Source organism: Rhodoplanes sp. SY1 (assembly GCF_046000175.1).
In the GTDB taxonomy this organism is placed as follows: domain Bacteria; phylum Pseudomonadota; class Alphaproteobacteria; order Rhizobiales; family Xanthobacteraceae; genus Rhodoplanes.
This window is the reverse complement of record NZ_JBEOMB010000052.1, coordinates 1-23,955: the sequence shown is the minus strand read 5'-3', so window position 1 is coordinate 23,955 and position 23,955 is coordinate 1. Positions and strand designations below refer to the sequence as shown.

At 69.5% G+C, this 23,955-nt stretch carries 24 protein-coding genes and 2 pseudogenes; 13 read left to right on the top strand and 13 right to left on the bottom strand.

Going from position 1 to position 23,955, the window contains the following annotated elements:
* Positions 1 to 203: 203 nt before the first annotated feature.
* The 9 genes and pseudogenes from pdhA to ABTU92_RS14660 all read left to right on the top strand — a co-directional run.
* Positions 204 to 1,154, top strand: a pseudogene (gene pdhA / locus ABTU92_RS14700) (pyruvate dehydrogenase (acetyl-transferring) E1 component subunit alpha); the annotation flags it as partial.
* A gap of 36 nt (positions 1,155 to 1,190) precedes the next feature.
* Positions 1,191 to 2,576 (top strand): pyruvate dehydrogenase complex E1 component subunit beta, encoded by a 1,386-nt coding sequence (locus ABTU92_RS14695; protein ID WP_408091849.1) that lies wholly within the window; start codon positions 1,191 to 1,193, stop codon positions 2,574 to 2,576.
* Positions 2,557 to 3,072 carry a DUF5076 domain-containing protein gene (locus ABTU92_RS14690; protein WP_408091847.1) on the top strand — a complete coding sequence of 172 codons (516 nt, stop codon included), beginning with the start codon at positions 2,557 to 2,559 and terminating at the stop codon, positions 3,070 to 3,072. The genes ABTU92_RS14695 and ABTU92_RS14690 overlap by 20 nt, the downstream gene beginning before the upstream one ends.
* Before the next feature lie 102 nt (positions 3,073 to 3,174).
* Positions 3,175 to 4,575, top strand: coding sequence for a pyruvate dehydrogenase complex dihydrolipoamide acetyltransferase (locus ABTU92_RS14685; protein WP_408091845.1), 1,401 nt, complete (start codon positions 3,175 to 3,177; stop codon positions 4,573 to 4,575).
* A gap of 45 nt (positions 4,576 to 4,620) precedes the next feature.
* Complete coding sequence (locus ABTU92_RS14680; protein ID WP_408091843.1) at positions 4,621 to 5,118, top strand: hypothetical protein; 498 nt, start codon at positions 4,621 to 4,623, stop codon at positions 5,116 to 5,118.
* Positions 5,119 to 5,200: 82 nt separating this feature from the next.
* Positions 5,201 to 5,458 (top strand): hypothetical protein, encoded by a 258-nt coding sequence (locus tag ABTU92_RS14675; protein ID WP_408091841.1) that lies wholly within the window; start codon positions 5,201 to 5,203, stop codon positions 5,456 to 5,458.
* Between the two features lies 1 nt (position 5,459).
* Complete coding sequence (locus ABTU92_RS14670; protein WP_408091839.1) at positions 5,460 to 5,744, top strand: hypothetical protein; 285 nt, start codon at positions 5,460 to 5,462, stop codon at positions 5,742 to 5,744.
* Positions 5,745 to 5,863: 119 nt separating this feature from the next.
* The gene (gene lpdA, locus ABTU92_RS14665; protein ID WP_408091837.1) at positions 5,864 to 7,285 is read left to right on the top strand and encodes a dihydrolipoyl dehydrogenase; all 1,422 of its coding nucleotides are present in this window, start codon (positions 5,864 to 5,866) and stop codon (positions 7,283 to 7,285) included.
* 151 nt (positions 7,286 to 7,436) lie between these two features.
* A complete protein-coding gene (locus ABTU92_RS14660; protein WP_408091835.1) occupies positions 7,437 to 7,652 on the top strand; it encodes a dodecin in 216 nt (71 codons plus the stop codon).
* Here ABTU92_RS14660 and ABTU92_RS14655 read toward each other — a convergent pair.
* Positions 7,630 to 8,220, bottom strand: a complete 591-nt coding sequence (locus tag ABTU92_RS14655; RefSeq protein ID WP_408091833.1) for a CinA family protein — start codon at positions 8,218 to 8,220, stop codon at positions 7,630 to 7,632. The genes ABTU92_RS14660 and ABTU92_RS14655 overlap by 23 nt on opposite strands.
* 395 nt (positions 8,221 to 8,615) lie before the next feature.
* Between ABTU92_RS14655 and ABTU92_RS14650 the strand changes: the two genes are divergently transcribed.
* The gene (locus ABTU92_RS14650; protein ID WP_408091831.1) at positions 8,616 to 9,098 is read left to right on the top strand and encodes a MaoC family dehydratase; all 483 of its coding nucleotides are present in this window, start codon (positions 8,616 to 8,618) and stop codon (positions 9,096 to 9,098) included.
* A 25-nt stretch (positions 9,099 to 9,123) separates the two neighbouring features.
* Positions 9,124 to 9,936 (top strand): nucleoside triphosphate pyrophosphohydrolase, encoded by an 813-nt coding sequence (gene mazG, locus ABTU92_RS14645; protein WP_408091912.1) that lies wholly within the window; start codon positions 9,124 to 9,126, stop codon positions 9,934 to 9,936.
* A gap of 87 nt (positions 9,937 to 10,023) precedes the next feature.
* Here the strand turns inward: mazG and ABTU92_RS14640 are convergent, their stop codons facing one another.
* The 10 genes from ABTU92_RS14640 to dusB form a co-directional block, all read right to left on the bottom strand.
* Entirely contained in the window at positions 10,024 to 10,224 is a 201-nt protein-coding gene (locus ABTU92_RS14640; protein ID WP_408091829.1) for a hypothetical protein, read from the bottom strand.
* 16 nt (positions 10,225 to 10,240) lie between these two features.
* Positions 10,241 to 10,537 (bottom strand): hypothetical protein, encoded by a 297-nt coding sequence (locus tag ABTU92_RS14635; RefSeq protein WP_408091827.1) that lies wholly within the window; start codon positions 10,535 to 10,537, stop codon positions 10,241 to 10,243.
* Between the two features lie 140 nt (positions 10,538 to 10,677).
* Positions 10,678 to 12,084, bottom strand: a complete 1,407-nt coding sequence (gene hflX / locus ABTU92_RS14630) for a GTPase HflX (protein WP_408091825.1) — start codon at positions 12,082 to 12,084, stop codon at positions 10,678 to 10,680.
* Positions 12,085 to 12,339, bottom strand: coding sequence for an RNA chaperone Hfq (gene hfq / locus ABTU92_RS14625; protein WP_008385166.1), 255 nt, complete (start codon positions 12,337 to 12,339; stop codon positions 12,085 to 12,087).
* Positions 12,340 to 12,518: 179 nt separating this feature from the next.
* A complete protein-coding gene (locus ABTU92_RS14620; protein ID WP_408091822.1) occupies positions 12,519 to 13,376 on the bottom strand; it encodes a D-amino-acid transaminase in 858 nt (285 codons plus the stop codon).
* A 7-nt stretch (positions 13,377 to 13,383) separates the two neighbouring features.
* On the bottom strand, positions 13,384 to 14,754 hold the full coding sequence (locus ABTU92_RS14615) for a sigma-54-dependent transcriptional regulator (RefSeq protein ID WP_408091820.1): 1,371 nt from the start codon (positions 14,752 to 14,754) through the stop codon (positions 13,384 to 13,386).
* A complete protein-coding gene (locus tag ABTU92_RS14610) occupies positions 14,744 to 16,999 on the bottom strand; it encodes an ATP-binding protein (RefSeq protein ID WP_408091818.1) in 2,256 nt (751 codons plus the stop codon). Before ABTU92_RS14610 ends, ABTU92_RS14615 begins: the two co-directional genes overlap by 11 nt.
* Before the next feature lie 166 nt (positions 17,000 to 17,165).
* Positions 17,166 to 18,608, bottom strand: a complete 1,443-nt coding sequence (ntrC, locus tag ABTU92_RS14605; protein ID WP_408091816.1) for a nitrogen regulation protein NR(I) — start codon at positions 18,606 to 18,608, stop codon at positions 17,166 to 17,168.
* Between the two features lie 2 nt (positions 18,609 to 18,610).
* Positions 18,611 to 19,720 carry a two-component system sensor histidine kinase NtrB gene (locus tag ABTU92_RS14600; protein ID WP_408091910.1) on the bottom strand — a complete coding sequence of 370 codons (1,110 nt, stop codon included), beginning with the start codon at positions 19,718 to 19,720 and terminating at the stop codon, positions 18,611 to 18,613.
* 53 nt (positions 19,721 to 19,773) lie between these two features.
* Entirely contained in the window at positions 19,774 to 20,808 is a 1,035-nt protein-coding gene (gene dusB / locus ABTU92_RS14595) for a tRNA dihydrouridine synthase DusB (protein ID WP_408091814.1), read from the bottom strand.
* A 185-nt stretch (positions 20,809 to 20,993) separates the two neighbouring features.
* On the opposite strand from dusB, the gene ABTU92_RS14590 reads away from it, so the two are divergent.
* Positions 20,994 to 22,169: a bifunctional 2-C-methyl-D-erythritol 4-phosphate cytidylyltransferase/2-C-methyl-D-erythritol 2,4-cyclodiphosphate synthase gene (locus tag ABTU92_RS14590; protein ID WP_408091812.1), complete on the top strand. Its 1,176-nt coding sequence runs from the start codon at positions 20,994 to 20,996 to the stop codon at positions 22,167 to 22,169.
* A gap of 74 nt (positions 22,170 to 22,243) precedes the next feature.
* A pseudogene (locus ABTU92_RS14585) lies at positions 22,244 to 22,843 on the top strand (CinA family protein); the annotation flags it as partial.
* On the opposite strand, the gene ABTU92_RS14580 reads toward ABTU92_RS14585, so the two are convergent.
* Complete coding sequence (locus tag ABTU92_RS14580; protein WP_408091810.1) at positions 22,773 to 23,252, bottom strand: type II toxin-antitoxin system RatA family toxin; 480 nt, start codon at positions 23,250 to 23,252, stop codon at positions 22,773 to 22,775. The pseudogene ABTU92_RS14585 and the gene ABTU92_RS14580 sit on opposite strands and share 71 nt — an antisense overlap.
* A gap of 5 nt (positions 23,253 to 23,257) precedes the next feature.
* The coding region (locus tag ABTU92_RS14575; protein ID WP_408091808.1) for a lipoyl synthase at positions 23,258 to 23,955 on the bottom strand (698 nt) is incomplete at its 5' end.

The window sequence follows — 23,955 nt, the reverse complement described above, 5'->3', positions numbered from 1 at the left end:
CAAGCCACATATGAAAAATCCGCACAGGTTTCGACGTCCGGACCATCCTTTCGTAGCGTCTCGAATTCGGCTATGGGGTTGATCGTTCGTCGCCACACCCCGAGGTCACGATGGCTTCCCAAAAGAAAGTCGCCGACACGCCTGCGCCGACCAGCCGGCCGTCGATCCTGCCCATAGACGCTTCTCCCGTGCAGGAGCTCGGCCGCGACGCGGATCTGAAAGCGTATCGCGACATGCTGCTGATCCGCCGCTTCGAGGAGAAGTCGGGTCAGCTCTACGGGATGGGGTTGATCGGCGGCTTCTGCCATCTCTACATCGGCCAGGAGGCCGTGGTGGTGGGCATGCAGCTCGCCATGACGGAGGGCGACCAGGTCATCACCGGCTATCGCGACCACGGTCACATGCTCGCCTGCGGCATGGATCCGCGCGGCGTGATGGCGGAGCTGACCGGCCGGCGCGGCGGCTACTCCAAGGGCAAGGGCGGCTCGATGCACATGTTCAGCCGCGAGAAGCATTTCTACGGCGGCCACGGCATCGTCGGCGCCCAGGTGTCGCTCGGCACCGGGCTCGCCTTCGCCAACAAGTACCGTGACAACGGCAATGTCTGCCTGACCTATTTCGGCGACGGCGCCGCCAATCAGGGCCAGGTCTACGAGAGCTTCAACATGGCGGCGCTGTGGAAGCTGCCCGTCGTCTACATCATCGAGAACAACCGCTACGCCATGGGCACCTCGGTGCAGCGCGCCTCGGCCCAGGTCGATCTCTCCAAGCGCGGCGCCTCGTTCAACATCCCGGGCGAGCTGGTCGACGGCATGGACGTGCGCGCCGTGAAGGCCGCCGGCGATCGCGTGCTGGAGTACTGCCGCAGCGGGCAGGGGCCGTACATCCTCGAGATGAAGACCTACCGGTATCGAGGCCACTCGATGTCGGATCCGGCCAAGTACCGCACCCGGGAGGAGGTCGAGAAGGTCCGGGTCGAGAGCGATCCGATCGAGCAGTCGCGCGCCCGCATCCTCGCCCACGGCTGGGCCGACGAGGACGCGCTCAAGGCGATGGACGCCGACGTCCGCAAGATCGTCAACGAGGCCGCCGAGTTCGCGACCTACGATCCGGAGCCGGACGTCTCCGAGCTCTACACCGATATTCTGCGCTGATCGCAGCGCCATCCGGACAACGAGGGTCGAACCCCCATGCCAACCCAGATCCTGATGCCGGCTCTCTCGCCCACGATGGAGAAGGGCAACCTCTCCAAATGGGTCAAGCAGGAGGGCGACAAGGTGAAGGCCGGCGACGTCATCGCCGAGATCGAGACCGACAAGGCGACCATGGAGGTCGAGGCGATCGACGAGGGCACGCTCGGCAAGATTCTGGTGCCGGCCGGCACCGCCGATGTCGCCGTCAACACGCCGATCGCCGTGATCGTCGCCGACGGCGAGGACGCGAGCGCCGCCGCGACGCCGGCCGCCCAGAACAAGGCCTCGCAGTCGGCTCCGCCGGCCGCCGCTCCGGCTTCGGCGCCGGCTCCCGCCGCCGCCTCGGTACCGGCCGCGCCGGCCGTACCGGAACTCGCCGAGGAGACCCACGAGGGCGCCGAGCTCGTCACCATGACGGTGCGCGAGGCGCTGCGCGACGCCATGGCCGAGGAGATGCGGCGCGACGGCGACATCTTCGTCATGGGCGAGGAGGTCGCCGAGTATCAGGGCGCCTACAAGGTCACCCAGGGCCTCCTTCAGGAGTTCGGCGCGCAGCGCGTCGTCGACACGCCGATCACCGAGCACGGCTTCGCCGGCCTCGGCGTCGGCGCGGCGCTGGCCGGCCTGAAGCCGATCGTCGAGTTCATGACCTTCAACTTCGCCATGCAGGCGATCGACCAGATCATCAACTCGGCCGCCAAGACGCTCTACATGTCGGGCGGTCAGATGGGCTGCTCGATCGTCTTTCGCGGGCCCAATGGGCCCGCCGCGCGCGTCGGTGCCCAGCACAGCCAGGACTATTCGTCCTGGTACTCGCACATCCCCGGCCTCAAGGTGGTGGCGCCCTACACGGCGGCCGACGCCAAGGGCCTCTTGAAGGCCGCGATCCGCGATCCGAACCCGGTGATCTTCCTGGAGAACGAGATCCTCTACGGCCAGTCGTTCCAGGTGCCGAAGGTCGACGACTGGCTGGTGCCGATCGGCAAGGCCCGGGTCGCGCGGTCCGGCAAGGACGTCACGCTGGTCGCCTGGTCGATCGGCATGACCTACGCGCTGAAGGCCGCCGAGAAGCTCGCCGAGCAGGGGATCGACGCCGAGGTGATCGACCTGCGCACCATCCGCCCGATGGACACCGAGACGATCGTCGCGTCGGTGAAGAAGACCGGCCGCTGCGTCGTCGTCGAGGAGTGCTGGCCGCAGTCCGGCGTCGCCTCCGAGATCGCCACCCGCATCATGGAGCACGCCTTCGACTGGCTCGACGCGCCGGTGGCCCGCGTGTCCGGCAAGGACGTGCCGATGCCCTACGCCGCCAATCTCGAGAAGCTGGCGCTGCCGTCGGTCGACGAGGTCGTCGAAGCGGCCCGTGCCGTCACGTATCGGTGACGCCATGGCGCGCTCCAAGGACGACGACCTCTATCACGCGCTGCCGATCGCCGAGGACGCGCTCGCCAACGGCGGCGTGGAAATCCTCCGGGCCGGGCTGATCGACGACGAGCTGTTCGTCACGGCGCGTCATGCGTTCAACGACCCCGCCACCTGGGGCGAGGTCCTGGCCGAGATCACGCGCAAGCTCGCGCAGATCTACTCGCTGGAAACCGACCTCACCGAGGCCGAGGCGCTGGCCGAGATCGAGGAGGCCTACGCGGCCGACCTCGGCGCCAGGGAGGTGGACGACACGCCGCCGCCCCGTCCGGCGACCTCGCGAAAATCGCCGGCCCGCAAGGCCGCGGCCGCGCCGGCCGGAACGCGGGCTCCGGCCAAGGCCGCGACCGCCAAGAAGACCCCGGCGAAGAAGCCGGCCGCCGCCAAGGCGACCAGGACGACGGCTAAGACCAAGCCCGTCGCCAAAAAGCCGGCGCCGCGCACCCGGCCGCGCTGACGCGCGCCGCGTTCCGCGGCCGGCACGACCGGCCGCCTCCGTTCCGAGACGGCGCCCCCGTGACCGGCGCCGACCGTCGCGCCCAACTGGAAGACACTCCCGATGCCCATCAACATCCTGATGCCCGCGCTCTCGCCCACGATGGAGAAGGGCAACCTCGCCAAGTGGCTCAAGAAGGAGGGCGACAAGGTGCGGTCCGGCGACGTGATCGCCGAGATCGAGACCGACAAGGCGACGATGGAGTACGAGGCGGTCGACGAGGGCACCATCGCCAAGATCCTGGTGCCGGCCGGCACCGCCGACGTCGCCGTCAATGCGCCGATCGCCGTGCTGGCGGTCGAAGGCGAGGTGGTCACCCAGGTCGCTGCGGCCGGGGCGTCGGCCGGCGGTGCGAAGCCAGAAGCGCCGAAGGCCGAAGCCAAGCCGACCGCGAGCGCCGCGCAGGGGCAGGGGGCTCCGCCGCCCGCCTCCGCGCAGGCCTCCGCCGGGGCGGCCGGCACGGTGCCGCGCGCCGGCCTGCACGACACGGCGTCCGGACCGGCCGCGCATCAGGCGAACGGCGGCACCCGCCAGTTCGCCTCGCCGCTCGCCCGCCGGCTCGCCAAGGAGGCCGGCATCGATCTCGGCCGCGTCGAGGGCTCGGGCCCGCACGGCCGCGTCGTCGCCCGCGACATCGAGGCGGCGCGTGGCGGCAAGGGCCTGAAGCCCGCGGCTGCGGCGGCGCCCGGCGCGCCGGCGGCCGCCCCGATGCCGGCGCTCGCGCCCTCCGACGAGGCGATCAAGGCGCTCTATCCCGAGGGCTCCTACGACTTCGTTCCGCACGACCAGATGCGCCGCATCATCGCGCAGCGCCTGCAGGTCGCGAAGCAGACGATCCCGCATTTCTATCTCACCGTCACCTGCACGATCGACGGCCTGCTGGCGGCCCGCGAGGCCGTCAACGCCTCCGCGCCGAAGGACAAGGACGGCAAGCCGGCCTGGAAGCTCTCGGTCAACGACTTCGTCATCAAGGCGCTGGCGATGGGCCTGAAGACGGTGCCGGACGCCAACGTCACCTGGACGGAGGCGGGGCTGCTCAAGCACAAGTCCGCCGACGTCGCCGTGGCGGTCGCGATCCCGGGCGGCCTGATCACGCCGGTGGTGCGCAACGCCGACACGAAGTCGCTCTCGGTGATCTCGGCCGAGATGAAGGATTTTGCGACTCGGGCCCGGGCGCGCCGGCTGAAGCCGGAGGAGTATCAGGGCGGCGCGACGGCGGTGTCCAATCTCGGCATGTACGGCATCGAGGACTTCGCCGCCGTGATCAACCCGCCGCATGCGACGATCCTGGCGGTCGGCGCCGGCGCGCAGGTGCCCGTGGTGAAGGACGGCGCGATCGCGATCGCCACCCAGATGAAGATCACGCTCTCCACCGACCACCGCGCCGTCGACGGCGCGCTCGGGGCCGAGCTGATCGGGGCGATCAAGCGCTTCATCGAGAACCCGGTGATGATGGTGGTGTGAGCACGCGTCGCGATCACGCGGAGACGCGGAGCCGGGAAGGGTCCGATGAGCGACGGCGGCGGCACCGTGAAGAGCGTGGTGGTGACCTTCTTCCCGATGGCCATCGCCGTGCTGTCGCTCGTCACGTCGATCTACAACGGCTGGCTCAACAACAAGTTCGTCGGCATCATCCAGGGCAATGTCGGCCGCGTCGAGTACATGCGGACCTGCAAGGAGATCATCGACGCCTACTTCCTCGTGAAGGTGCGGATCGGGCTCCTGGCCGATGCCGCGCACGGCGCACCGGTCGGCGCGGATCTCGGGCGTGAGCGGGCCGAAGCGGAGGTTGCGGTGGCGAAGTTCGCGGCGCTCGGCACCTACCTCGCCAATCTCCGCGACGAGGCGATTCGGGCCCGCTACACCGAGCTGTCGCGCCGGCTCGAGGCGCTCGTTCGCGAGCGCGGCGGGGCGGCCGACGCGGCGACCCGCTTCCAGGCCGCCGACACGATCTTCGCCGAGCTGAACGCCGACTGCGTCAGGAGCGCCAAGGACATGCCGCTGTGAGCGAGGCGACGGCACCGGCGGGACGCTTGCACCGGCACGCGGCGATGCCCATGTCGCATCGTGTGCGGACCAGGAGACCGGCATGACCGAGCCGAGCGACGCCATCATCCCGATCCTGCAACGAATCCAGGCGGATATCGCCGAGACGAAGCGGGACATCGGCCGACGCATCGAGACGGTCGGCGAGACCCTGGCACATCACGGCGAGAAGCTCGAGGCGATCGAGGGATATCTGACCTACGGCCTCGGTCTCACGGCACGAAATTCTTCCGACATCGAAGCCCTCAAGGCCGACATCGAAGACATCAAGCGCCGGGGTGCTGCGTTGGAGCGCGACTGACATGACCGAGCCGAGCGACATGATCCTGCCGCTCCTGCGCGAGATGCGCGAGGAGACTCGGCGCAGCTTCGCCGAGCTGCGCGAGGAGATGCACAGACGCTTCGAGCGCGTCGATGGCCGTTTCGACGAGGTCGATGTGCGCCTGTGCGCCGTCGAGAAGAACGTGAAGGTGCAACGCGAGGCTTTCGAAGGCGAGAGCATTCTCGGTCGTTACGCCGCCAGGGAGGTCGAGGAACGAACCTCCGCGCTCGAGCAGGACGTCCAGAAATTGAAGAGAAAAAACTGACCGAAGCCGGGCGAGGGGGCTTCCGCTCTCTCGGCCTCGAAGACACCTCCCCCGAACCGCCCGCCGCTCCCGGCGGGCCGCCTCTCCGCCCGGAGAGGATCAGCCGACCAGAGAAGCGAATGTCCGACACCTCCTTCGACGTCATCATCATCGGCTCCGGCCCCGGCGGCTATGTCACGGCGATCCGCGCCGCGCAGCTCGGCTTCAAGACAGCGATCGTCGAGAAGTCGCATCTCGGCGGCATCTGTCTCAACTGGGGCTGCATCCCGACCAAGGCGCTGCTGCGCTCGGCCGAGATCTATCACTATATGCAGCATCCCGACGTCTACGGGCTGAAGGCCGAGAACGTGTCGTTCGATCCGGCCGCCGTGGTGAAGCGCTCGCGCGGCGTCTCCAAACGCCTGAACGACGGCGTCGGCTTCCTGATGAAGAAGAACAAGGTCTCGGTGATCTGGGGCGCCGCCACGGTTGACGCGCCCGGCAAGGTCACGGTGGCGGCGTCGAAGACCGAGGCGCCGAAGGGTGCGCTCGGCCCCGGCAGCTATCAGGCCAAGCACATCATCGTGGCGACCGGCGCGCGGCCGCGCGTGCTGCCGGGCCTCGAGCCCGACGGCAAGCTCGTGTGGACCTATTTCGAGGCGATGGTGCCGGAGAAGATGCCGAAGTCGCTCCTCGTCGTCGGCTCCGGCGCGATCGGCATCGAGTTCGCGTCGTTCTACCGCACCATGGGGGCCGACGTGACGGTCGTCGAGGTGCTGCCGCAGATCCTGCCCGTCGAGGACGCCGAGATCGCGGCGTTCGCGCGGAAGCAGTTCGAGAAGCAGGGCTTCAAGATCCTCACCGGCGCCAAGGTGACGAAGCTCGACAAGAAGGCCGACAGCGTCACGGCGACGATCGACGACGGCAAGGGCGGCACCCAGACGCTGACCGTCGACCGAGTGATCTCGGCCGTCGGCGTCGTCGGCAACATCGAGAATCTCGGGCTGGAGAAGCTCGGCGTGAAGACCGACCGCGGCACGATCGTCACCGACGGGCTCGGCAAGACCAACGTGCCGGGGCTCTACGCGATCGGCGACGTCGCCGGCCCGCCGATGCTGGCCCACAAGGCCGAGCACGAGGGCGTCATCTGCATCGAGGCGATCAAGGGCCTGCACCCGCATCCGCTCGACAAGTCGAAGATCCCGGGCTGCACCTACTGCTCGCCGCAGATCGCTTCGGTTGGCCTGACGGAGGCCAAGGCGAAAGAGCAGGGGCTCGACATCCGGGTCGGCCGCTTCCCGTTCGCCGGCAACGGCAAGGCGATCGCGCTCGGCGAGGACCAGGGCCTTGTCAAGGTGATCTTCGACAAGAAGACCGGCCAGCTCCTCGGCGCCCACATGGTCGGCGCCGAGGTGACCGAGCTGATCCAGGGCTACGTGGTCGCGATGAATCTCGAGACGACCGAGGAAGAGCTGATGCACACGGTCTTCCCGCATCCGACCTTGTCTGAGATGATGAAGGAAGCCGTGCTCGACGCCTATGGGCGCGTGCTGAACGCCTGACGGCCGGACCCGGCGCCCCGCGCGCCGGGCTTCCTTCGGGCGCTCGATGGCCTGCGCGCCGAACACCTGTGTGCCGAACACCTGTGTGCCGAACGCCTGTGTGCCGAACGCCTGTGTGCCGAACAGCAGCCGAAGCAAGGGAGCGAGACCGATGTCGGAGCACACCTACAAGCTCGTCGAGCTGGTCGGCTCGTCGCCGAAGAGCATCGACGACGCCATCCGCAACGCCATTGCGCGAGCCGGCAAGACGGTGCGCAACATGCGCTGGTTCGAAGTGGTCGGCACCCGCGGCCATATCGAGGACGGCAAGGTGGCGCACTTTCAGGTGACCCTGAAGGTCGGCTTCACGCTGGACGACGCCGGCTGACCGGTCCGGTGTCGGCAGCGGCCGCCGCGGGGCCGCGTGCCTCGTCGAGAACGATAGCGTCGAGAACGGTTTCGACGAGATCGAGCGCCGCGACCACGGCCCGGTAGCGGATCGCGCCGCGGCCGATCTCGCCGAATCGAAAGCCCCGGTGCCGGGCCGGCGCGCCACGCCGGCCGGCGGCGAGATGCACCAGCCCGACCGGGTTGCCGTCCTCGTCGCAGGCCGGCCCGGCGACACCCGTGACGGCGACCGCGACGTCGGCGCAGGAGCGCTCCAGCGCGCCCGCCACCATGGCCCGGGCGACGTCCTCGCAGACCGCTGTGCTGCGTTCCAGGAGCGCCTCGGGCACCCCGAGCGCCACGGTCTTCTGCGCCTTGGTGTAGACCGCGAAGCCGCCATGGAGCTGCGCGCCGGCGCCGGGCGCCTCCGACAGCACGGCCGCCAGAAGGCCGCCGGTGCAGGATTCCGCCGTGACCAGGGTCAGGCCGCGCTCGCGCGCCCGGTCGATCACGATCGCCGCACGGCGGACCAGCGGCGCGTCGATGGCGGTGAATTCGAGCTGGCTCATGCGGCGGATGGGGCGTGCGAGTGTGCGGCCGAATGCGGCCCCGGACGACAGACGATCCGCGGCTTGAACGCGGCGGCCGACGCGATCGTTCCAGTGCGATCGTTCCAGCCGGGACGCGGCCGAAGCGGCGAGCCTGTCGCGGCCGGCTTCGGCTTCAGCGTCAGGCACCAAGCGGCTGAGATCCTGAGCAGTTTCGGGCCCGTTCTGTCGATCCAATAAATTTCCATAATATGTCTTATGCGAATTACGGACGTGGCCAGAGACATGTCCCCCTCTGGTCCGGCTGGCTGCTCGCATCACTTTCGATCGCTGGTCGGACCGGCGCGCCGCGGGGTCGTCTCGGCGCGCGCCGCCGTCTATGGTGCGGCCCGCACGTCATGTCGAACGAGTCGGGAATGAGCCAGTCGGACTTCGCGGTCCCGGTCGCGGACCGCCACTTCGAAGACTACGCCCCCGGACGGACCGAAGAGCACGGTTCCGTCACGGTGACCGAGGACGAGATCGTCGCGTTCGCCCGACGCTTCGATCCACAGACCATGCACACCGACCCCGCGGCCGCCGCCCGCGGCGCCTTCGGCGGCCTGATCGCCTCGGGCTGGCACACGGCCGCGCTGACCATGCGGATGATCGCCGACGGCTGGCTGACCGCGACCGCGAGCCTCGCCAGCCCCGGGGTCGACGAGCTGCGCTGGATCAAGCCGGTCCGCCCCGGCGACACGCTGCGCATCCGGGTCACCACGGTGTCGGCCGAGCGGTCGCGCTCCAAGCCGGACCGCGGGCTGGTCCGCTCCTTCGTCGAGGTCCTGAACCAGCGCGACGAGGTGGTGATGAGCATGATCGGCATGGTCCTGATCCGCTGCCGGACACTTCCGCCGTGACGGACCGCGCCACATGACCGACCCCATGACGCCGTCGCGCGACATCGCGCGGCTCCTGGAGATCATGGCGGCGCTGCGCACGCCGGGCTCCGGCTGCGCCTGGGATCTGGCCCAGGATTTTTCCTCGATCGCGCCCTACACGATAGAGGAGGCCTACGAGGTCGCGGACGCGATCGCGCGAAAGAACCTGGCAGACCTCGAAGACGAGCTCGGCGATCTCCTGCTGCAGGTCGTCTTTCACGCCCGCATGGCCGAGGAGCAAGGTGCCTTCGACTTCGGCGGCGTGGTCGAGGCGATCACCCGAAAGATGCTGCGCCGGCATCCGCACGTGTTCGGCGACGCCACGGGCGAGACCCCCGCGGTGGTGGCCGGCTTGTGGGAGCGGATCAAGGCCGCGGAGAAGGCCGAGCGCGCGGCGCGCGGCGGTGGGCGCGACGAGCAGGGCGCGTTGGCAGGGGTTCCGACCGCCCTGCCCGCCCTCACCCGCGCCCTCAAGCTGCAGCAGAAGGCCGGCCGCGTCGGCTTCGACTGGAACGATCCGCGTGCGGTCATTGCGAAGATTCGCGAGGAGACCGACGAGATCGAGGCGGCGCTCGACGCCGCCGATCGTGATCACGCCGGCGCCGAGGTCGGCGATCTCTTGTTCGCCGTCGTCAACCTGGCGCGCCATCTCGACGCCGATCCGGAGCGGGTTCTACGCGAGACGAACCAGAAGTTCGAGCGCCGCTTCGCCTTCATCGAGCGTGCGCTTCGCGCGCGCGGAAAGACGCCGGCGGAGTCGACGCTCGACGAGATGGATACGCTGTGGAACGCCGCGAAGGCGGGCGAGCGACGGTAGCTGGAACGCGGTCGTCACCACCGCGCGCTTCGCAGCAGATCGCCGACATCCCACGACCGTCGAACGAAGGCCGAGCCGTCGGCCGGCTCAGCTCGCGCGCTCGAGCTCGTCCTCGCCGACCACGCGCTCGTACTGCTCGTTGCTGCTCTTCACACGATAGCGGAAGCCGCTGTCCTCGAGCGGGAGCTGGCGCGTGATTTCATAAGGTCCGTCGGCCGTCGCGCGGAACCGCGTCGTGTGAACCAGGCGCACCCGTTGTCCGAGCTGATACTTGTGCAAAGTCGCCATTGCCTTCACCTCGTTATCAGGATGCCGTGTGGATGCATCTTGTGTCGATCGGCGCAGCGCCGATGTCCGTGACGTCGATCCGCGTGATCCAGGTCTGCCCGCAGGCGCTGCACGCCCAATGATGCTCGATGGCGCCGCCCGGCACGTAATCGGAGCGCCACGGCGCGACCGGCGAACGCGCCGCGCAATCCTCACAACAGTCCTGCGTGGCGACGGAGTCGCGAGGCTGCGCCGACGGAACGGCCGGCGCCGTCCGGCGCAGCCACTGCCTGTCGGTCTCGCGAATAAAATGAAGTGGATAGGTCACCGGCACGGTCGTCTCCTCGATGGGCGGGAAGCACGACCGCAACAGTCAGAAGTGCCACAGCGCGGGCCTGCGATCGACCTGATATGGGAACGGCACAGTCGGTTGTCGAGGGGGCTTGGCCTTCCAGGCGACGTGTCGCCGGACCGTCAGCTGGCGACCGCGGCCCGCACCCGCTCGCCGAACTTCGCCCGCACCTGCCCTTCCCGGCTCGGATGGACGCGCAGATGCACCGTGGTGACGCCGTCGTCGGAGGTCTCCGTGTCGAGCACGTCGCCGGTGCGATGGAGCCAGCTCAGCGCGGCGCCGTCGGCGGCGTCGACCGCGACGGTGAGTGCCACGCGGGTGCGCGCGACGCGTTCTGAAATGGTCGCGACGAGGCCGTCGAGCCCCTCCCCGCTGATCGCCGACACGAGCCGGGGACGCCGATCGCCGGACTGCCGAGCGGCCAGGTTCTCGAGGCGCTCGCGCTCTTCGGGCGGCACCTGGTCGACCTTGTTCCAGACCTCGAGGATGCGCTCGTCCTGCGGCGGGATGCCGAGCTCCTCGAGCACCTGATCGACGTCCATCGACTGGGCCTGCGTGTCGCCGTGCGACACGTCGCGGACGTGGAGAATGAGATCCGCCTCGATGACCTCCTCCAGCGTCGCCCGGAAGGCGGCGACCAGCATGGTCGGAAGATCGGAGATGAAGCCGACCGTGTCGGAGAGGATCACGCGCGGGCCGTTCGGCAGGTCGACGGCGCGCAGCGTCGGGTCGAGGGTGGCGAACAGCATGTCGGCGGCGAGCACGCCGGAGCGCGTCAGCCGGTTGAACAGCGTCGACTTGCCGGCATTGGTGTAGCCGACCAGCGCGACGATCGGATACGGCACGCGCTTGCGGCTGGTGCGGTGGAGCGTGCGGGTGCGCTTGACGCCTTCGAGGTCGTGCTCGATGCGCCGGATGCGGTCCTGGATGAGCCGCCGGTCGGTCTCGATCTGGGTCTCGCCCGGGCCGCCGAGGAAGCCGAAGCCACCGCGCTGGCGTTCGAGATGGGTCCAGGAGCGGACCAGCCGGCTCTTCTGGTAGGTCAGGTGGGCGAGCTCGACCTGCAGCGTGCCCTCGCGTGTCGCGGCGCGCCGCCCGAAGATCTCGAGGATCAGGCCGGTGCGGTCCAGAACCTTGGTACTCCAGGCCCTTTCGAGGTTGCGCTGCTGCACGGGCGAGAGCGCGCAGTCCATCACCACGAGGCCGATCTCGAGGCTCTTCACCAGGCCGGCGAACTCGTCGACCTTGCCCTTGCCCAAGAAGGTCGCCGGTCGGATCGCCGAGAGCATGACGATGCCGCTCTCGACCACGTCGAGGTCGATCGCCCGCGCCAGTCCGGTCGCCTCTGCGAGCCGAGCCTCCGGCGCGCGGACGACGGTTTCCGGGCGCATGCCAACATCGGCCCGGGTCGCACCGGCCCGCGCTTCGGCGTTGCGCAGATAGGGTCCGATGACGAGGCAGCGCGTCACGGCCGCACCCGTCGGGGTCGGCGTCAGGCGCTGCGGGTCGTCGCGGTGTCGTGGCTCCAACTAGGCCTTTTCCGCTGCTTCCTCGGCCCCTTCGAAGAGCTGGATCGGGTGACCCGGCATGATGGTCGAGATCGCGTGCTTGTAGACGAGTTGGGAGTGGCCGTCCCGCCGCAGAAGCACACAGAAGTTGTCGAACCAGGTGACAACGCCTTGGAGCTTGACTCCGTTCACGAGAAAAATGGTGAGCGGTGTCTTGTTCTTGCGAACATAGTTCAGGAAGGTGTCTTGTAGGTTTTGTGAGCGATCGGCTGCCATGGCCGTTTGTTTCCGTTGTACTCGCGGTCCCCGTTCGCGAGGTGGCGACTTTTTCGCGCCCGACGCGCGCCGTCGTTGCGGCGCCCGCAGGCGTGGGCATCGGTATTAGATTGCACCGCGGTAACGAGCGCAAGCCCAAGCTGGCCGATTACCGCCTGAATTCGTAGCAGCTTCGTCCGTCAGGAGAATTCGGCGTGTCGGTGGAAGGCGGCGCGCAGCCGTGCGGCGACCGGACCCGGTGCGCCGCCGGCGACCGGATGCCCGTCGATGCGCACCACCGGCATGACGATCTGGCTCGCCGCCGTGACGAAGGCCTCCCGGGCGGCCAGGGCTTCGGCGACCGTGAACGGTCGCTCGACCAGGGTCAGTCCCGCGGCCGCGGCCACCTCCTTGACCACCTCCCGCGAGATGCCCCGCAAGATATCCGGGCCGACCGGCCGGGTGGCCAGCTCGCCCTGCCCGGTGACGATCCAGGCGTTCGAGGAGGCGCCCTCGGTGACGAAGCCGTCGCGATCGACGAACCAGGCCTCGCGGGCGCCCTGCTCCCGCGCCGCCTGCTTGGCGAGCACGTTGGGAAGGAGGGCGATCGCCTTGATGTCGACCCGCGCCCAGCGGGTCTCCGGCACGGTGACGACCGCGATGCCGGCGCGCGCCGCCGCCTCGCCGGCGGCCGGGTCGATCCGCTTGGCCGAGACGACGAGGCTCGGCCGGGTACCGGGCGGCGGGAAGCCGTGGTCGCGGCGGGCGACGCCGCGGGTGACCTGCAGATAGACGAGCCCGTCCCGCACCCGGTTGCGCCGCACCGCCTCGTGCAGGACGACGCTCAGCGCGGAGAGCGGCAACGGCAACGAGATACGCAGCTCCGACAGCGAGCGCACGAGGCGATCGGTGTGGCGGCGCTCGTCGACGAGCCGCCCTCCCCGCACCTCGCAGACCTCGTAGACACCGTCGGCGAACTGATAGCCGCGGTCCTCGACATGGACCACGGCGGAGCGGAACGGCCGCCACTGGCCGTTCACGTAGACGACACGAGACATTGCAGGTTCAGTCCATTCCCAGGGCCTTGAGCTTCCGGTGCAGGGCCGAACGCTCCATGCCGACGAACTCGGCGGTGCGCGAGATGTTGCCGCCGAAGCGGCTGATCTGGGCCCGCAGATACTCCCGCTCGAAGGCCTCGCGGGCATCGCGCAGCGGCATACCCATCAGGTGCTCGCCGCCGTTGCCGCGCGGCATCGCCGGCACCATCGAGCCGACATCGGGCGGCAGCATCGAGGCCGTGATGATGGCGTCGGGGTCGCCGCCGGCGAGAATCATCAGCCGCTCGACGTTGTTGCGGAGCTGGCGGACGTTGCCGGGCCAGTCGTGCGACTGGAGCACGGCGAGCGCGTCGTCGCCGATACGGCGCTTGGGCAGGCCGGTCGCCTGCGAGATCTGGTCCTGGAAGTGCTCGACGAGATCCGGGATGTCGTCGCGCCGCTCGGCGAGCGGCGGCACCCGGATCGGCACCACCGAGAGCCGGTGATAGAGGTCCTCGCGGAACCGGCCGGCGGCGATCTCCTCCTCCAGGTTGCGCGCCGTCGAGGAGACGATGCGCACGTCGACGGCGACCTTCGTCGTGCCGCCGACCCGCTGGAACTGCTGATCGACCAGGACGCGGAGAATCTTGCTCTGCGTCTCCCGCGGCATGTCGGCGATCTCGTCGATGAACAGCGTGCCGCCGTGGGCCTCCTCCAGCGCACCGACCTTGCGGGTCTCGCTGCCGTTCGACTGCTCGATGCCGAACAGCTCCACCTCCATCCGCTCCGGCGTGATGGCGGCGGCGTTGATCACCACGAAGGGACCGCTGGCCCGGCCCGAGAGCGCGTGCACGGTGCGGGCCGTGAGTTCCTTGCCGGCGCCCGAGGGGCCGACGATGAGAATGCGGCTGTTGGTCGGCGACACCTTCTCGATGGTCTGGCGCAGGTGGTTGATGGCGGTCGAGCGGCCGACCAGCGTGGTCGGGAACGGCGCGAGCTGCTTGAGCTCCTTCACCTCGCGCTTGAGCCTCGACGTCTCCAGGGCGCGATCGGCGACCAGCACCAGCCGGTCGGCCTTGAACGGCTTCTCGATGAAGTCGTAGGCGCCCTGCTTGATGGCGGCGACCGCGGTCTCGATGTTGCCGTGGCCCGAGATCATCACGACGGGCAGCTCGGGATTCTCCGCCTTGATGGTGGAGAGGAGCTGCAGCCCGTCGAGCTTCGAGCCCTGCAGCCAGATGTCGAGGAACACCAGGCTGGGGCGGCGGGCCTGGATGGCCTTGAGCGCATCGTCGGAGTCGCGGGCCGTGCGGGTGCCGTAGCCCTCGTCCTCCAGGATGCCGGCCACCAGCTCGCGGATGTCGGCCTCGTCGTCGACGATCAGGATGTCAGACGCCATGTCGTTGCTCGCCCTGCTGCTGGTCTTGGTCGGCGGTGGCCGGTTCGGCGGCGAAACGCAGGCGGAACCAGGCGCCGCGCCGGCCCGGCTCGCGCTCGGCCGCGTCGTGCAGCTCGATGCGTCCGCCGTGCTCCTCGAGAATCTTGCCGACGATCGCGAGGCCGAGCCCGGTGCCCTTCTCGCGGGTCGTCACATAGGGCTCGAGCAGCCGCCGCCGGTTCTCCTTCGGCAGCCCGATCCCGTTGTCGATCACGTCGATCACGATGTCGTCGCCCTCCCGCGCCGCGGCGACATGGATGTTCCCCTTGTCGAGCTCGGCGGGCGGGACCGCGGCGATGGCTTCGGTCGCGTTCTTGATGATGTTGGTCAACCCTTGCGAGATCAGGCGCCGGTCGAATCGCGCCGGCATCGGACCGTCGGGGATGTCGGCGGTGATTTCGACATCGGCGTGGCCGACCCGCATGAGGAACACGGCCTGCCGCACCGTGTCGGCGACGTCCTCCTCGGTCATCACCGGCTTCGGCATGCGGGCGAAGCGCGAGAACTCGTCGACCATGCGGCGGATGTCCTCGACCTGCCGGACGATCGTGTCGGTGCACTGCTCGAAGATCTGCTTGTCCTCGACGATCACCTTTCCGTACTTGCGGCGCAGCCGCTCGGCCGAGAGCTGGATCGGCGTCAGCGGGTTCTTGATCTCGTGGGCGATGCGGCGCGCGACGTCCGCCCAGGCGGAGGTGCGCTGCGCCGTGACCAGATCCGTGATGTCGTCGAGCGTGAACACGTAGCCGTGCTCGGGATCGGCCGACTGCTCGGTGGTCATCCGGATCGAGACGGTGCGCTCCCGCCCTGCCCTGTTGATCGAGGCCTGCCCCTGCGCGAAGCGCTGCCCGGTGGTGCGGGCCGACAGGAACATGTCGGCGAGCTCGGGCAGCACCTCGGCGAGCGGCTTGCCGAGCACCTCCTGCTCGGTCGCCCCGATCAGCTTTTCGGCCGAGCGGTTGAGGATGCTGATCCGCCCGTCGGCCCCGACGCCGACGACGCCGGCCGAGGCGCCGGCCAGCACCGCCTCGGTGAACCGCCGCCGGCTGTCGATCACGTCGCGCGCCCGCACGATGTCGTCACGCTGCGTGCGCAGCTCGGACGTCATCTTGTTGAAGGTCTCGCCGAGCTGGGCGAGATCGCCCTCGGACTGGCGCACCGGCACCTGGACGTAGAGGTTGCCGGTCGAGACGACGTTGGCGGCGCCGATCAGGCGACGGATCGGGGCGACCAGCCGGTTGGCGAAGTTGAAGCCGATCCACACGGCCGAGAGCAGCACGGTGAGCGCGATGACCGTGAACATCAGCGCGAAGGCGATCTGCACACCGAGCCGCCGCTTCTCCAGCTCGGCGAACTCCGACACCGTCGTCTGCGTCTCGCGAAACTGCGAGACGACCAGCGGATTGAGCGGCCGGGCGACGAACAGGATCGTGTCGTCGTAGTTGCGCAGCTTGAGCGCGCCGGCGACGTAGTTCGCGTCCGGATTGACGATCACCTGCGGCTCGGTCTCGCTGACGCCGGCCAGCATCGCGGCGGTCGGTCGCGGCGCCTCGTGCGCGAGCTTGATGTCGGCGCGCTCGATCACGGCGAGGTTCTTGTCGAGCAGCACGGCGATCGGCAGGCCGCGCACCTGCGCCTGAGCCGTGAAGAACTGGCGGAAGCGATCGCGGTCCTGATCGAACAGCGGCCGGGCGCGGCCGACGTCGAAGGCCATCGCCTGCGTCTCGCTGCGCAGCGACTGGGCGTGCTCGTTGAGATAGACCTCGGCGACGACCAGCGAGTTGGCGATGACGCCGCGAGTGCGCTGGGTGAAGAAGCGGTCGAGGCCACGGTCGAGCGTGATCGAGGCGACCACGGCGACCAGGATGGCGGGGGCGGCCGCGATCACCGAGAACAGCCCGACGATGCGCACGTGCAGCCGCGCGCCGGCGGTGCCGCGCCGGCGTGCCTGGACGATCTGCCAGACCTCGCGGCCGATCACCCCGAGCAGCAGCGCCACCGCCGTGCCGTTGACCATCAAGAGGCTGACGACGACGTTGTGGGTCGGCACGATCGGGGTCAGGCCGGCCAGCACCAGGAAGGTGACGAGCGCCGACAGCAGCGCGGCGGCGACGCCGATCGGTCCCAGGATACGGGTCCCGGAGCCGCTGCCCGGCTTGACCGCCTCGGCCAGCCCGGCGCTCGTCGCCTCGTCCACGGTTGCCATGCACCCCCCTCGGCCGCATCGACTTTGACGCGCCGTCACTGCCTCTCAGGTTGAGGCGTTTGTACAACAATGTTGCCGAATTGAGACGATTCAACGGCGCCCTCGTCTTCACGAGAGCGCGAGCCGCACCCGCCGAATCCGGGCGAGCCCGGATCACCGCACCGGGCTAGGTGCTGGTCCGAATCACCCGGATATCGAGGTCGCGGATCTTCTTGCGCAGGGTGTTGCGGTTGACGCCCAGGAGCTCGGCCGCGCGGATCTGGTTGCCGCGGGTGGCGACCAGCGCGGCGGAGAGCAGCGGGTGCTCCACCTCGCGCAGCACGCGATGGTAGAGTCCGGGCGGCGGCAGGCCGTCGTTGAAGCCGCCGAAATAGCGCGTCAAATGGCGCTCGACCGCAGACGAGAGATTCTCGTCGGGGCGCGGCTCGTCGCTGGTCGCCGTGGTGGTCGGCTGGGCGAGCTCGCCGTCGATGACGGCGGCCGTGATGGTCTCCTGCGGGTACAGAGCGGCCAGACGGCGGGCGAGGTTCTCCAGCTCGCGGACGTTGCCGGGCCAGCGGTAGCGCTTGAGCCGGTCGAGCGCCGCCTTCTCGATCTGCTTGGCCGGCAGCCCCTCGCGCTCGGCGATGGCGAAGAAATGGTGGATGAGGTCCGGCACGTCCTCGGTGCGCTCGCGCAAGGGCGGTAGGCGCAGCGGCACGACGTTGAGGCGGAAGAACAGGTCCTCGCGGAACAGTCCCTGCTGGATCAGGATCCGCAGATCCTTGTTGGTCGCCGCGATGATGCGTACGTCGGTCTTGATCGGGGTGCGCCCGCCGACCGTCGTGTACTCGCCCTGCTGCAGCACGCGCAGGAGCCGGGTCTGCGCCTCCATCGGCATGTCGCCGATCTCGTCGAGGAACAGCGTGCCGCCCTCGGCCTGCTCGAAGCGGCCGGCGCTGCGCGAGTTTGCACCCGTGAACGCCCCCTTCTCGTGGCCGAACAGCTCGGACTCGATGAGGTCGCGCGGGATCGCCGCCATGTTGATGGCGACGAAGGTGCCGCTGCGCCGCTTGCCGTAGTCGTGCAGGGCGCGCGCGACCAGCTCCTTGCCGGTGCCCGACTCGCCCGTGATCATCACGGTCAGGTCGGTCTGCATCAGGCGAGCGAGCAGACGGTAGATCTCCTGCATGGCCGGCGAGCGGCCGACCAGCGGGATCGCCTCCATCTCCTCCGGTGCCGGCGCCTTGACGGCGACCTCCTTGGGCTCGGCGAGCGCCCGGCCCACGATGGTGATCAGCTCCTTCAGGTCGAAGGGCTTGGGCAGATATTCGTAGGCGCCGCGCTCGGAGGCGCGGATCGCCGTCATGAAGGTGTTCTGCGCGCTCATCACGATCACCGGCAGGTCGGGCCGGAGCTTCTTGATGCGCGGCAGAAAGTCGAAGGCGTTCTCGTCCGGCATCACCACGTCGGTGATGACGAGGTCGCCCTCGCCCTGGCTCACCCAGCGCCACAGGGTCGCTGCGTTGCCCGTCGAGCGGACCTCGTAGCCCGCACGCGACAGGGCCTGGTTGAGCACCGTGCGGATCGCGGCGTCGTCGTCGGCGACCAGAACTCGACCGGTGGGCATCGTCATCCTCGCGAGGGCGGAGCGCCGCGCTCGGCGGCGTCGTCGCCCGTGTACATCGGCATCAGAACGCTGAACGAGGTCCGGCGCGGCTGCGACTCGCACTCGACGATGCCGCCGTGGTCCCCAATGATCTTCGCGACCAGGGCCAGGCCGAGACCGCTGCCGGTCGGCTTGGTGGTCATGAACGGCTCGAACAGATGCGGCCGCAGATCCTCCGGCACGCCGGGACCGTTGTCCTTCACGCAGAACTCGAGCGGCAGCGACACGCGCGTCTTGCTGCCCGGCAGCGACAGCCGCACGCCCGGCCGGAACGCCGTGGTGAGATGGATCTCGCCGTCGGTCGCGTTCGGGCCGATCGACTCGGCGGCGTTCTTCACCAGATTGAGGAACACCTGGATCAGCTGGTCGCGGTTGCCGAGAATCGCCGGTAGCGACGGGTCGTAATCCTCGACGAAGCGGATGTGACGGGCGAAGCCCGACTGCGCGAGCCGCTTCACGTGCTCCAGCACGACATGGATGTTGACCGGCTCGCGATCGACCGGCCGCTTGTCGGCGAACACCTCCATGCGGTCGACCAGCTTCACGATGCGGTCGGCCTCGTCGCAGATGAGGCGGGTCAGCGTGCGGTCGTCGTCGCTCGCCGACTGCTCCAGGAGCTGGGCGGCGCCGCGGATGCCGGAGAGCGGGTTCTTGATCTCGTGCGCCAGCATGGCGGCGAGCGCCGTCACCGAGCGGGCGGCGCCGCGGTGGGTGAGCTGGCGGTCCATCTTCTCGGCGATCGAGCGGAGCTGGAGCATCACGACGACGTGGCCGGGCTGCTCCGGGACCGGCGCGACATGCAGGTCGACGATGCGCTCGCCCGGCATGCGCGGGGTCGCGAGGTCGACCTTGTACTCGTTGACGGCCGCGCCCCGGACCCGCACCTGCTCGATCAGCGCCAGCACGGGGCTGCCGAACGGCACCAGGTCGCGCAGCTTGTAGCGGCGCAGGAACGGCGCCGACATGTCGAAGAAGTGCTCGGCCGCCGTGTTGGCGTCGGCGATCTCGCCGTCCGGACCGACCACGACGACGGAATGCGGCAGCGAGTTGAGCACCGCCTCGGCCGACGACATGCCGAGCGGACCCTGGCCGGACCAGTGCGGGCGAGCTTCGATGGGGGCGGATTTCATGCGGCGACCTTCCACTTGAACGCGGCATATGCGTCGCGCAGCCGGCTCTGGACCTCGGCCGGCTCGTCGATGGTGAGCACCCGCGCCCGCCACGCCTTGACGTCGGCGGGCGTGGCCCCGGCGTCCGCGGCGGCGGCGTCGAGTGCCCAGCCGAGATGCTTGCGAGCCTGCCGGCCGCCGAGATGGGTGCCGTAGAGGGTCAGCATCTCGTCGTGGAGCTGCAGGAGCCAGCCGAGCTGGGTGTCGAGATCCGGGGTGGCCTCGTCCCGTCCGGTGGCGAGGAAGCGGGCGATCCGGCCGGGCAGCCATGGCTTCCCGCACGCCCCGCGGCCGATCATCACGGCGTCGGCGCCGGAGCGGGCGAGCGCCGTGACGGCGTCGTCCTCCGACCTGATGTCGCCGTTGACGACGACCGGAATCGAGACCGCATCCTTCACGGCCCGCACCGCGCGCCAGTCGGCCGTGCCCGTGTAGAACTGGTTGCGGGTGCGCCCGTGCACGGTGACGAGCCGGACGCCGGCCTGCTCGGCGCGGCGGGCGAGCGTCGGGGCGACGATCGAGGTCTCGTCCCAGCCGAGCCGCATCTTCAGGGTGACCGGGACGGCGACCGCACCGACCGTCGCCTCGATCAGCGAGACGGCGTGGTCGAGGTCGCGCATCAGCGCCGCGCCGGCCTCGCCGCTGGTCACGTTGCGGGCCGGGCAGCCCATGTTGATGTCGATGATGTCGGCCCCCGCCCCGGCGGCGATGCGGGCGCCCTCGGCCATCCAGCGCGCTTCGCGGCCGGCGAGCTGCACGACGTGCAGGCCGACGCCGTGCCCTTCCAGGCGGAGCTGGGCCAGCGCCTTGCCGGCCACCAGGGCCGAGGTCGCCGTCATCTCGGAGACGACGAGGCCCGCCCCGAGCCTTGCCACGAGGCGCCGGAACGGTGCATCGGTAATGCCGCACATGGGCGCGAGGAAGACGGGATTCGGAAGCGCAACCGAGCCCACCGAGAGTTCGCGCAAGGGTCGGGGGCTATGAGAATGCATAAGTGCCTAGTCTTTGGGCGTAGCCATGATTTGCATAGACCTTAGCCATTCCATGCGCCAAATCAAGCCTCCCGCAAAGGCACACTTAAGTCCAAGTCACCGGGCGGGATGACAAATCGGCACCACGAGAGCCCGCAGGCTGGTTCAACCGACGCTATAGAAAATTCCATCAGGAGCTTGAAATCATGAGTCGAGTGGCAGCCGTCGTGGTCGCCGGAGGACGCGGCCTGCGGGCCGGCGGCGACGTTCCGAAGCAGTACCGCTGCATCGGAGGCATGGCGGTTATTCGTCGCACACTCATGGCGTTCACTGCCCATCCCGGCATCGCCGACGTCCAGCCGGTCATCCATCCCGACGACGAGGCGCGTTTTGAGAGCGCCGCGGCGGGGCTCCCGGTGCTCGCCCCGGCCCATGGCGGCACCACCCGGCAGGCCTCCGTGCATGCCGGCCTGGAGGCGCTCGCCGCGCGGGCGCCCGAGATCGTGCTGGTGCACGACGCGGCGCGGCCGTTCGCCTCGCCGGCCCTGCTCGACCGGGCGATCGCGGCCGGCCGGGGCGGCGCCGCGATCCCGGGGCTCGTGGTCAGCGACACCGTGAAGGTGGTCGACGCCTCCGGCCTGATCGTCGAGACGCTCGACCGCAGCCGGCTGCGAACCGTGCAGACCCCGCAGGCATTTCGGTTCGACGCCCTGCTGGCCGCGCATCGCAAGGCGGCCGCGGCGGGGCGCGACGACTTCACCGACGACGCCGCGCTCGCCGAATGGACCGGCCTGCCGGTCGCGATCTTCGAGGGGGAGGCCACCAACGTGAAGCTCACCACGCCGGACGACTTCCGCCGCGCCGAAGCGGAGCTGCTCGCCGACCTCGGCGACGTGCGGGTCGGCTCCGGCTACGACGTCCACGCCTTCGCCGAGACCGGCGACCATGTCTGGCTCGGCGGCGTGAAGATCCCGCACGACCGTTCGGTCGAGGGCCACTCCGACGCCGACGTCGCGCTCCATGCGCTGGTCGACGCCATCCTGGGGGCGCTCGCCGAGGGCGACATCGGCGTCCATTTCCCGCCGAGCGACCCGCAGTGGAAGGGCGCCTCCTCGGACCGCTTCCTCGCCTATGCGGTCGAGCGGGTGAAGGCCCGCGGCGGCCGGATCGCCCATGTCGACCTCACCCTGGTGGCCGAGGCGCCGCGGCTCGGCAAGTACCGCGACGCGATCCGGGCCCGGGTCGCCGAGATCATCGGCCTGTCGGTCGATCGGGTCGGGCTGAAGGCGACCACCAGCGAGAAGATGGGCTTCATCGGCCGCCGCGAGGGGCTGGTCGCCTACGCGACCGCCACGGTCCGCCTGCCCTGGACGACGCCGTGACCGAGACGCCCGCCACCCCCCGGGCGCTCGCCGACACGACGACCGCCGATCAAGCCACCGACCCCGTCACGGCACTGGCCCGGCGGGTGCTCGACATCTGCCGGGCGCGGCGCCTCACGCTCGCCACCGCCGAGTCCTGTACGGGCGGGCTCGTCGCCGGAGCGCTGACCGCCGTCGCCGGCTCGTCGGACGTGGTGGAGTCCGGCTACGTCACCTATTCCAACGCCGCCAAGGAGCGCCTGCTCGGGGTGCCGCACGAGACGCTCCTGCGCCACGGCGCGGTGAGCCGGGAGACCGCCGAGGCGATGGCGCTCGGGGTGCTGGCGCACGCTCCGGTCGACCTGTCGGTGGCGATCACCGGCATTGCCGGACCGGGTGGCGGCTCGGACGAGAAGCCGGTCGGGCTCGTCCATTTCGCCGCCGCGCTGCGCGGCCGCCAGATCTTGCACCGCGAATGCCGCTTCGGCGACCGCGGCCGCGAGGCGGTGCGGCGCGCTGCCGTGCTGGAGGCCCTGTCGATGCTGGAGTCGCTCGCCGACAGACGGTCGGTGCGACGCTAGACCGGCCGCGCCGGGGCGGAGCGGCTCTACACCGGGCCGGAGCCTATTCGGCCACCACGGGAGCGGGTCCGCCGGCGCCGTAGATCACGTCGGCGCGCGCCTCGAAGGCACCGGCGAACTTGCGGAACGCCGCGTCGAACACGGCGCCCATCAGGTGCGACAGCATCCGGCTCTTGAACTCGTAGTCGATGTAGAACTCGACCTCGGAGGCCGTGTCGCCGAGCGGCTTGAAGCTCCACCGGTTGGACAGCACCTTCAGCGGGCCTTCGAGATAGTCGACCGCGATGAACAGCTCCGGCCGGTGCATCGTCACCTTGGTGGTGAAGTGCTCGTGGAAGACCTTGTAGGACACGGTCATCCGCGCGATCGCCGTCTCGATCCCCTCGCCTACCTGGGTGCGGCCGCGCACCTTCATGCCGGTGCACAGCGGCACAAACTCCGGATAGCTGTCCATGTCGGCGACGAGGTCGAACATCCTGTCGGCCGCGTGATGGACGCGGCGGCGGGCCCGGAAGCGCGGCATGGCGCTCAGCGCCTTCCGGCGCGGGCGGCCTGCAGACGACGGAAATCGTCGCCCGCATGGTGCGAGGAGCGGGTCAGCGGCGAAGCGGAGACCATCAGAAACCCTTTTGCGTAGGCAATCGTCTCGAGCGACTTGAACTCGTCGGGCGTGAGAAAGCGGGCGACCGGATGATGCTTGCGGGTCGGCTGCAGGTACTGGCCGATGGTGAGGAAATCGACGTCGGCGGCGCGCAGGTCGTCCATCACCTGGAGGATCTCGTTCCGGGTCTCGCCGAGTCCGACCATGATGCCGGACTTGGTGAACATCGTCGGATCGATCTCCTTGACCTGCTGCAGGAGCCGGATCGAGTTGAAGTAGCGGGCGCCCGGCCGCACCGTCAGATAGAGCGACGGCACCGTCTCCAGATTGTGGTTGAACACGTCGGGCTTGGCCGCGACCACCACCTCGGCGGCGCCGGCCTTGCGCAAGAAGTCCGGGGTGAGAACCTCGATCGAGGTTTTTGGGGCACGGGCCCGGATTGCCCGGATCACGGCGGCGAAATGTGCCGCCCCGCCGTCGTCGAGGTCGTCGCGGTCGACCGAGGTGACGACCACGTGGGAGAGGCCGAGCGTCGCGGTCGCCTCGGCGGCGCGGGCCGGCTCGTCCGGATCGAGCGGCTTCGGGATGCCGGTCGAGACGTTGCAGAACGCGCAGGCGCGCGTGC

What these genes read in the sequence shown, in the direction of transcription:
- ABTU92_RS14695 (WP_408091849.1), top strand. Translation starts at nt 1,191, where the DNA reads ATGCCAACCCAGATCCTGATGCCGGCTCTCTCGCCCACGATGGAGAAG.
- ABTU92_RS14685 (WP_408091845.1), top strand. Translation starts at nt 3,175, where the DNA reads ATGCCCATCAACATCCTGATGCCCGCGCTCTCGCCCACGATGGAGAAG.
- ABTU92_RS14680 (WP_408091843.1), top strand. Translation starts at nt 4,621, where the DNA reads ATGAGCGACGGCGGCGGCACCGTGAAGAGCGTGGTGGTGACCTTCTTC.
- ABTU92_RS14675 (WP_408091841.1), top strand. Translation starts at nt 5,201, where the DNA reads ATGACCGAGCCGAGCGACGCCATCATCCCGATCCTGCAACGAATCCAG.
- ABTU92_RS14670 (WP_408091839.1), top strand. Translation starts at nt 5,460, where the DNA reads ATGACCGAGCCGAGCGACATGATCCTGCCGCTCCTGCGCGAGATGCGC.
- lpdA (WP_408091837.1), top strand. Translation starts at nt 5,864, where the DNA reads ATGTCCGACACCTCCTTCGACGTCATCATCATCGGCTCCGGCCCCGGC.
- ABTU92_RS14660 (WP_408091835.1), top strand. Translation starts at nt 7,437, where the DNA reads ATGTCGGAGCACACCTACAAGCTCGTCGAGCTGGTCGGCTCGTCGCCG.
- ABTU92_RS14655 (WP_408091833.1), bottom strand. Translation starts at nt 8,220, where the DNA reads ATGAGCCAGCTCGAATTCACCGCCATCGACGCGCCGCTGGTCCGCCGT.
- ABTU92_RS14650 (WP_408091831.1), top strand. Translation starts at nt 8,616, where the DNA reads ATGAGCCAGTCGGACTTCGCGGTCCCGGTCGCGGACCGCCACTTCGAA.
- mazG (WP_408091912.1), top strand. Translation starts at nt 9,124, where the DNA reads ATGACGCCGTCGCGCGACATCGCGCGGCTCCTGGAGATCATGGCGGCG.
- ABTU92_RS14640 (WP_408091829.1), bottom strand. Translation starts at nt 10,224, where the DNA reads ATGGCGACTTTGCACAAGTATCAGCTCGGACAACGGGTGCGCCTGGTT.
- hfq (WP_008385166.1), bottom strand. Translation starts at nt 12,339, where the DNA reads ATGGCAGCCGATCGCTCACAAAACCTACAAGACACCTTCCTGAACTAT.
- ABTU92_RS14620 (WP_408091822.1), bottom strand. Translation starts at nt 13,376, where the DNA reads ATGTCTCGTGTCGTCTACGTGAACGGCCAGTGGCGGCCGTTCCGCTCC.
- ABTU92_RS14615 (WP_408091820.1), bottom strand. Translation starts at nt 14,754, where the DNA reads ATGGCGTCTGACATCCTGATCGTCGACGACGAGGCCGACATCCGCGAG.
- ABTU92_RS14610 (WP_408091818.1), bottom strand. Translation starts at nt 16,999, where the DNA reads ATGGCAACCGTGGACGAGGCGACGAGCGCCGGGCTGGCCGAGGCGGTC.
- ntrC (WP_408091816.1), bottom strand. Translation starts at nt 18,608, where the DNA reads ATGCCCACCGGTCGAGTTCTGGTCGCCGACGACGACGCCGCGATCCGC.
- ABTU92_RS14600 (WP_408091910.1), bottom strand. Translation starts at nt 19,720, where the DNA reads ATGTCGTCGGCCGAGGCGGTGCTCAACTCGCTGCCGCATTCCGTCGTC.
- dusB (WP_408091814.1), bottom strand. Translation starts at nt 20,808, where the DNA reads ATGCATTCTCATAGCCCCCGACCCTTGCGCGAACTCTCGGTGGGCTCG.
- ABTU92_RS14590 (WP_408091812.1), top strand. Translation starts at nt 20,994, where the DNA reads ATGAGTCGAGTGGCAGCCGTCGTGGTCGCCGGAGGACGCGGCCTGCGG.
- ABTU92_RS14580 (WP_408091810.1), bottom strand. Translation starts at nt 23,252, where the DNA reads ATGCCGCGCTTCCGGGCCCGCCGCCGCGTCCATCACGCGGCCGACAGG.